The organism is Cryobacterium fucosi, from assembly GCF_004403515.1.
Classification (GTDB): Bacteria; Actinomycetota; Actinomycetes; order Actinomycetales; family Microbacteriaceae; genus Cryobacterium; species Cryobacterium fucosi.
This window is the reverse complement of the sequence record NZ_SOHH01000001.1, coordinates 1-5,675: the sequence shown is the minus strand read 5'-3', so window position 1 is coordinate 5,675 and position 5,675 is coordinate 1. Positions and strand designations below refer to the sequence as shown.

General features: G+C 70.3%; 5 protein-coding genes and 1 pseudogene. 5 read left to right on the top strand and 1 reads right to left on the bottom strand.

Features of this window, described 5'->3' with window-relative positions; translation table 11 throughout:
- The 5 genes from E3T48_RS17065 to E3T48_RS00005 all read left to right on the top strand — a co-directional run.
- Positions 1-410, top strand: a 410-nt coding sequence (locus E3T48_RS17065) for an aggregation-promoting factor C-terminal-like domain-containing protein (protein ID WP_478213388.1), incomplete at its 5' end; no start/stop codon positions are given.
- A gap of 43 nt (positions 411-453) precedes the next feature.
- Positions 454-1,476: a non-homologous end-joining DNA ligase gene (ligD, locus tag E3T48_RS00020; RefSeq protein WP_134521856.1), complete on the top strand. Its 1,023-nt coding sequence runs from the start codon at positions 454-456 to the stop codon at positions 1,474-1,476.
- A gap of 261 nt (positions 1,477-1,737) precedes the next feature.
- Positions 1,738-2,541: a class I SAM-dependent methyltransferase gene (locus E3T48_RS00015; protein WP_134521855.1), complete on the top strand. Its 804-nt coding sequence runs from the start codon at positions 1,738-1,740 to the stop codon at positions 2,539-2,541.
- Between the two features lie 58 nt (positions 2,542-2,599).
- On the top strand, positions 2,600-4,741 hold the full coding sequence (malQ, locus tag E3T48_RS00010; protein ID WP_134521854.1) for a 4-alpha-glucanotransferase: 2,142 nt from the start codon (positions 2,600-2,602) through the stop codon (positions 4,739-4,741).
- Positions 4,742-4,842: 101 nt separating this feature from the next.
- Positions 4,843-5,265 (top strand): VOC family protein, encoded by a 423-nt coding sequence (locus E3T48_RS00005; protein WP_134521853.1) that lies wholly within the window; start codon positions 4,843-4,845, stop codon positions 5,263-5,265.
- Positions 5,266-5,467: 202 nt separating this feature from the next.
- On the opposite strand, the pseudogene E3T48_RS16560 reads toward E3T48_RS00005, so the two are convergent.
- Positions 5,468-5,675, bottom strand: a pseudogene (locus E3T48_RS16560) (hypothetical protein); the annotation flags it as partial.

The window sequence follows — 5,675 nt, the reverse complement described above, 5'->3', positions numbered from 1 at the left end:
CCGCGGAAGCAGCCGCGGCGCAGGCCGCGGCCGGCCAGGGCTCCGGCTCCGGCGGGGGCGGAGGCGGAGGCTCGGGCACCGCCCCGTCACCTGGCACCGTCGTCGATCCGGCCGCGGCGCGCGCCTACGCCTCCTCCGCGGTGTCCGCACGCGGGTGGAGCCAGGGCGAGTTCAACTGTCTGGTGTCCCTGTGGAACCGGGAGTCGAGCTGGCGGGCCGACGCCTACAACGCCGGAAGTGAAGCCTACGGCATCCCGCAATCCCTTCCCGGCAGCAAGATGGCATCCGCCGGCGCCGACTGGCGCACGAACGCCGCAACCCAGATCAACTGGGGCCTCGGCTACATCGCGGCGAGGTACGGAACCCCCTGTGGGGCGTGGGCGCACTCGGAGAGCGTCAACTGGTACTGACCCGGCCTGTGCCGATCAGGCTGGATCCAGCTAGGTTGTCCGGATGGGAAACGAAGCCGTGCTCCTCACCGTCCCCGGGCCGCAGGGCGACCGCGAGGTGCGCCTTTCCAGCCCCGGCCGGGTTCTCTGGCCGGAGACCGGGACCACCAAGCTGGACCTCGCCCGCTACCTCATCGACGTCGGCACCGCCTTCATCCGGGCCAACGGCGACCGTCCGGTGACCCTGCAGCGCTTCCCGGACGGCGTCGACGGTGAGCAATTCTTCTCGAAAAACCCACCCAGGGGGGCACCCGACTTCGTTCGCTCGGTGACGGTCGTCTTCCCGAGCGGACGCTCGCATCCGCAACTGGTCCTCGACGAGCCCGCCGCTGCCGTCTGGGCGGTGCAGATGAACACGGTCGTGTTCCACCCGTGGGCCTCGCGCGCCGACCTGCCCGACAACCCCGACCAGTTGCGGATCGACCTCGACCCACAGCCGGGCACCGGCTTCGACGACGCCGTCACGGCCGCGGTCGAATTGCGGTCCGTGCTCGGGGAGGTCGGCCTGAGCGCCTTCGTCAAGACATCCGGAAACCGCGGCTTGCACGTCTTCGCGCCGATCATTCCGACGCATGAGTTCCTGGACGTGCGGCACGCCGTGATCGCGGCCGCACGGGAGCTGGAACGCCGGATGCCGCGCCAGGTCACGACGAACTGGTGGAAGGAGGAGCGGGGCGAGCGGGTGTTCATCGACTTCAACCAGGCGAATCGGGACCGCACAATGGCGGGCGCCTATAGTCCGCGGCCACTTGCCCACGCGCCGGTGTCCTGCCCGCTCGAGTGGGATGAACTCGTCGGCGCCGAGGCCAGGGACTACACCATTGCCACGGTGCCGGCCCGGCTGCGAGCCACGGGCGACCCGTGGGCACACATGCACGACCAGCCGGGGACGATCGACCGGCTGCTCGGCTGGTGGGAGCGTGACCGGGATGCGGGCCTCGGCGAGCTGCCGTTCCCGCCGGACTTCCCGAAGATGCCGGGGGAGCCGGCGCGAGTGCAACCGAGCCGGGCGCGCCCCGATCGATGACGCGCCGCGGCACGGCGGCCGCGACCTGAGCCTGCGCCATCCGAAGCACGAACGCGCCAGGAAACTGTCGCCGGTTCACGCCCGCTCGGCTGCATCATCGCGGGCAGTGGAGGTTCCGTGGTGTCCGGAAAAGGAGTCCCTGTCGCATTCGCCCGGAAGGGTTGTAGTTTGTGAGCAATCGGTGGCCGAGATCCGGCCCGGCGTATCGGGCCGGGGTCCCGGCGGCGGGAGTCACAGACGCGTGCGTGGAGAGAAGCGACCATGGATCCGGAACCGGTGCTCGAGCGCTGGGAGCAGGGAAGCCCGTACGAACGGTACATCGGGCGGTGGAGTCGCCTGGTTGCCCCGGAGTTCCTCGACTGGCTCGGGATTCCGCCCGGTCGGCGATGGCTCGACGTGGGCTGCGGAACCGGTGTGCTGTGCCAGGAGATCCTCGGCCGGTCATCTCCCGCCGAAGTGATCGGTGTGGAGCCCTCGGCCGGGTTCCTCGCGGCAGCGCGGGAGAACCTTGCCGGCCGGGCGCGCCTGTACGAGGGCAGCGCCGAGGCCATCCCGCTTGCCGGCCAGGCAGTCGACGTGGCCGTCTCCGGCCTGGTCCTCAACTTCATCCCGGATCAGCGGGCGGCGCTCGCCGAAATGGCCCGAGTGACCGTGGAGGGAGGAACAATCGGCGCCTACGTCTGGGACTACGCCGGGAAGATGGAGCTCATCCGGTATTTCTGGGATGCCGCGGCCCTGCTCGACCCCGACGCGGTGAGCCTGCATGAAGGCTCCCGTTTCCCGTCGTGCCGGCCGGACGCCCTGGGGGAACTCTTCACCGAGGCGGGGCTGGCCGACCCCGAGGTCAGGGCCATCGACATCCCCACCCCGTTCTCCGGCTTCGACGACTACTGGGAGCCGTTCCTGGGTGGCCAGGGCGCGGCTCCCGCCTACCTGATGTCGCTCGGTGAGCAGCGGCGGGCCTACCTGCGTGAGATCCTCCAGGCGCGCCTCCCCACCCAGCCGGACGGCTCCGTTCCCCTGTCGGCGCGTGCCTGGGCGGCGCGCGCCACCGTCCGCGCGTGAACGGCGGCGGCGGCTCCGAGCGCAGGCCATAGAGTGGGGCCATGAAACGAGTGGGGCCATGAAGCACGGTCGAACCGGCGCAGCGACATCACCGTTGCGGGAACTGGCACAGGCACACGGGGTGGACACCTCGTTCCGAGGCTGGGACGGTGCGGACCGGCCGGTGCCGGACGAGACGCTGCGCGGCGTGCTGACGGCCCTGGGCGTCCCGGTCGGCACGCCGCAGGAGATCGCGTCGTCGCTGGCCGAGCGACGGAGCGAGCCGTGGCGCCGGCTGCTGCCGCCCACGCTTGTCGCCCGCGAGGGCAGTGAACTCGAGGTCGCCGTGCACACCGGTGCCGGCCGACCGGTCCTGGTGTCAGTGCTCGCCGAGGACGGCTCACGGCATCCGGTTCCGCAGCGAGGCAACTGGAGCGAGCCGCGCGACATCGACGGTCGAGCGACCAGCCGGGCGACCTTCGTCGTGCCAGGTCACCTCCCGCTCGGCTGGCACACCCTGATCGCCGAACACGACGGCGACACGGCCAGGAGCACCCTCGTCGTCACCCCCGAGCGCCTGCAGACCACCCAGGCCCTGGCCGGGCAGCAGCGCTGGGGTCTGATGGCCCAGCTGTACTCCGTGCGGTCGTCACGGTCCTGGGGAATCGGCGACTTCGCCGACCTGGCCGACCTGGCCGCGATCTCCGGCGCCCAGTACGGCGCCGACTTCGTGCTGGTCAACCCGCTGCACGCCTCCGAGCCGGCCCCGCCCGTCGAGCCGTCGCCGTACCTGCCGTCCAGTCGGCGGTTCTTCCACCCGCTCTACATCCGGGTCGAAAACATCCCCGAGTACTCCTACCTGTCCGCCGAATCGCGCACCGTCGTGGAGACCCTCGCGGCCGGGCTGCGGCCGGCGAACCTCGACACCGAGCGGCTGGACCGGGACTCCTCCTATGAAGCCAAACTCACCGCCCTCGAACTCATCCACCTGGTGCGGCGTAGCCCGGCCAGGGAAAACCAGTTCGAGGTCTTCCGCCGGGAGCAGGGCCAGGGACTCGAGGACTTCGCCCTGTGGTGTGCATTGACCGAACGCTTCCCGGCGGACTCGCCGGAGTGGCTGCTGGAACCGACTGGCCCGCGCGGCCCGTTCGCCGCCCTGTACAGGGACGAGCTCGCCGGTCGGGTGACATTCCACTGCTGGTTGCAGTGGGTCTGCGACCATCAGCTGGAGACCGCCCAGGCCGCGGCGACGGATGCCGGCATGGGCATCGGCGTCGTACACGACCTCGCGGTCGGGGTGCAGCGCCACGGCTCGGATGCCTGGACCCTGCACGACGTGCTCGCACCGGGGATGACCGTCGGCGCGCCGGCGGACATGTTCAACCAGATCGGCCAGAACTGGTCCCAGCCGCCGTGGCACCCGGGCCGGCTGGCCGAGTCGGGCTACGCCGCCTACCGTGACATGCTCCGCAGCGTGCTGCGTCACGCGGGCGGGGTGCGGGTCGACCACATCCTGGGCCTCTTCCGGCTCTGGTGGATCCCGGACGGCGCCGGTCCGGGGGACGGCACCTACGTGCACTATGACCACGAGGCGCTGATCGGCATCCTGGCCCTGGAGGCCCAACGCGCCGGGGCGATCGTGGTCGGCGAGGACCTCGGCGTCTTCGAGGGCTGGGTGCGGGAGTACCTGGCCGAGCGCTGCATCTTCGGAACCTCCATCCTCTGGTTCGAGCGCGACAACGGGGTGCCGTTCGCGCCGGAGAGCTACCGGCAGCAGTGCCTGACCAGCGTGAACACCCACGACCTGCCGCCGACCGCCGGTTACCTCGCGGGGGACCACGTGGCCCTGCGAGAATCCCTGGGTCTGCTCGGCCGCCCGGCCCCGGAGGAACGCGCCGCGGACGCCGAGGAGCAGGAGGCGGTGCTCGCCCTCGTGCGCGAGCGCGGGCTGCTGCCGGAGTCCGGCACCGTCGTGGGGATCCAGGAAACGGTCGAGGCGCTGTACGCGTTCACGGCGCTGACGCCGTCGTCGCTGCTCGGCGTGGCGCTGGTCGATGCGGTCGGCGAGCGGCGCACCCAGAATCAGCCGGGAACCATGAACGAGTACCCGAACTGGCGAATTCCCCTGGCCGGTCCGGACGGGGCATCCGTGCTGATCGACGACCTGCCCGACAACGCGCGTTTCGCGTCGCTTATCAGGGCGGTGAAGCTCGGCGATTGAGTCGGTGCCGATGTCGGCGCGTAGTTGACACAGGCTCTCGTGGATCCGCGCCTGCCGGTCGATAATCGAAGCAGGAATTCGTCGATCGAGGAGAGCAGATCATGACCACACGTCTCAACCCGTACCTGAGTTTTCGCGACACAGCCAAGGAGGCCATAGAGTTCTACCAGTCGGTCTTCGGCGGCACGGTGACCCGCAGTACATTCGCGGAGTTCCAGGTCAGTGAGGACCCGGCGGAGCAGGACAAGACCATGCACTCCATGCTGGAGACAGGGGGCGGCCTTGTTCTGATGGCCGCGGACACCCCGAACACCATGGAGTACACGCCGGGCACGAACTACGCGGTGTCGCTCAGCGGCGACGCCGCGGACGAGGCCGAGTTGCGCGGCTTCTGGGACGGGCTCTCGGCCGGCGGCACCGTGACGATGCCGCTCAACAGGGCGCCGTGGGGTGACAGCTTCGGCATGTGCCTGGACAAGTTCGGCGTGAGCTGGATGGTCAACATCGCCGGGAGTGCCGCCTAGCCTGCGGGTTCAGAATGACCACGGTAAGCCCTCCGATCGGTGCGAGTACCGTGCAGACGGCCGTCTCGCCGCCCCCGGTGGTCGAGCCGCCCCCGGTGGTCGAGCTCGTCGAGACCCGGCCGCCCCGGTGGTCGAGCTCGTCGAGACCCGGCCGCCCGCGGTGGTCGAGCCGCCCCGGTGGTCGAGCCCGTCGAGGCCCCGGTCAGCCGAGGTGTAGGTCGGTGGCCTGCTCGCCTGGGTCGACCTTCAGGTGCGCCTTGCGGGGGAGTGGGATCAGGGTCTGTTCGGGGTCGTTCGAGGCGGGTGGTTTGAGCCAGTAGTTGTCGTCGTGGCGGGTGATGGTCCAGCCCATGTTGTGGAGTAGTAGGTGGTGGGGGTGGCAGAGGCAGATTCCGTCGGCGAGGTCGGTG